Source organism: Phenylobacterium sp. (assembly GCF_016793225.1).
Taxonomy (GTDB): Bacteria; Pseudomonadota; Alphaproteobacteria; order Caulobacterales; family Caulobacteraceae; genus Phenylobacterium.
The window spans coordinates 1-1,465 of record NZ_JAEUMN010000170.1; the positions used below are offsets into that span (position 1 = coordinate 1).

At 71.4% G+C, this 1,465-nt stretch carries 1 protein-coding gene; it reads left to right on the plus strand.

What is annotated here, in order from left to right:
• On the plus strand, nucleotides 1-795 hold a 795-nt coding region (locus JNK30_RS20270), incomplete at its 5' end, for a DUF1080 domain-containing protein (RefSeq protein WP_367118768.1).
• Nucleotides 796-1,465 lie beyond the last annotated feature (670 nt).

A 1,465-nucleotide genomic window follows, 5' to 3' on the forward strand; every position in this document is an offset into this window, starting at 1 on the left:
CAAGACCGGGGGCACGATCGTCTGATGCGCGCCCTGGCCGCCGGGCTGATCGTTCTCGCGGCCGCCGCGCCCGCGGCCGCGGCGGAGCGCTGGACCCGGCTCTTCGACGGCAAGTCGCTGAAGGGCTGGACGCCCAAGATCCTGGGGCTGCCGGCCGGCGAGGACCCCTTGCGGACGTTCCGGGTCGAGGACGGCAGGATCGTCGTCAGCTACGACCAGTACGGCGGCGCGTTCCGGAACCGCTTCGGGCACCTGTTCTGGAAGACGCCGTACCGGGCCTACCGCCTTCGCATGGAGTACCGCTTCGTCGGGACCTGGCCGGCCGACACGGCCGACTGGGCCAAGGGCAACTCGGGCGTGATGATCCACGCGCAGGCGCCTTCGACGATGGCGATCGGCCAGCCGTTCCCGGTGTCGCTGGAGGTGCAGTACCTGGGCGTCGTGCCGGGTCAGACGCGGACCACGGGCAACCTCTGCACGCCGGGGCTGAACGTGGAGATGGCCGGAAAGCTGGTCACCCAGCACTGCAACGCCGCCAGCGCGCCGGCCGCGCCCTTCGGCGAGTGGGTGAAGGTCGAGGCGGAGGTCTCGCCGTCGGGCCGCGTGGTCCACCGCATCAACGGCCAGGACGTCATCGCCTACGACGCGCCCCAGTACGATCCGACCGACCGGACCGCGACCCCGCTGATCGCGGCGGCCGGCGGCGCGCTGGCCGTGAACGGCGGCTACATCGCGCTCCAGAGCGAAGGCTCGCCCGTGGAGTTCCGCCGGATCGAGATCCTGGAGCTGAGGTAGGGCGCGAGGCCCGACTTGACCGCAGAGGTCGCGGAGATCTCTGCGTTCTCCCGCGCCCCCACGGCTGTCATCCCGGTTTCGCCGGAGGCGAAGATCGGGACCCATACGCGCCCGATGTGTGGGGTGGGCCGCGGGCGGCGCCGCTGCGCCTCATCCGGAGAGGCGGCGTCTATGGGTCCCGGTGTTCCGCTTGCGCGGAAACCGGGATGACAGGGGTTGGGTGGGTGACGGGAGCGCAGCAGGGTGGAGGGGTTGCTGGCGCGGCGGCAAGACCCCCTCTCGCTTCGCGAGCTCCCCCAGAGGGGGAGCATCGATCGCCGCACCCCCACGGCTGTCATCCCGGTTTCGCCGCAGGCGAAGACCGGGACCCATACGCGCCAGATGTGGGGACGGCCCGCGGGCGGCGCCGCTGCGCTTCATCCGGAGAGACGGAGTCTATGGGTCCCGGTCTTCCGCTTCGCGGAAACCGGGATGACAGGGGTTGGGGTGGGCGCCGGGAGGCTGGTCCTCTCCTGCAAGGGGAGGGTGGCCCCCCGAAGCTCGCGAAGCGAGGGGGGCAGAGGGGTCTTTCCTGCCGTCGGGTGAGCGGGGGCAGGTAGCGGGCAGACGACGGAGCTCGCCATGAACCTCGACTTTTCCGACGACCAGAAGGCGCTGCAGGCGCAGGTCC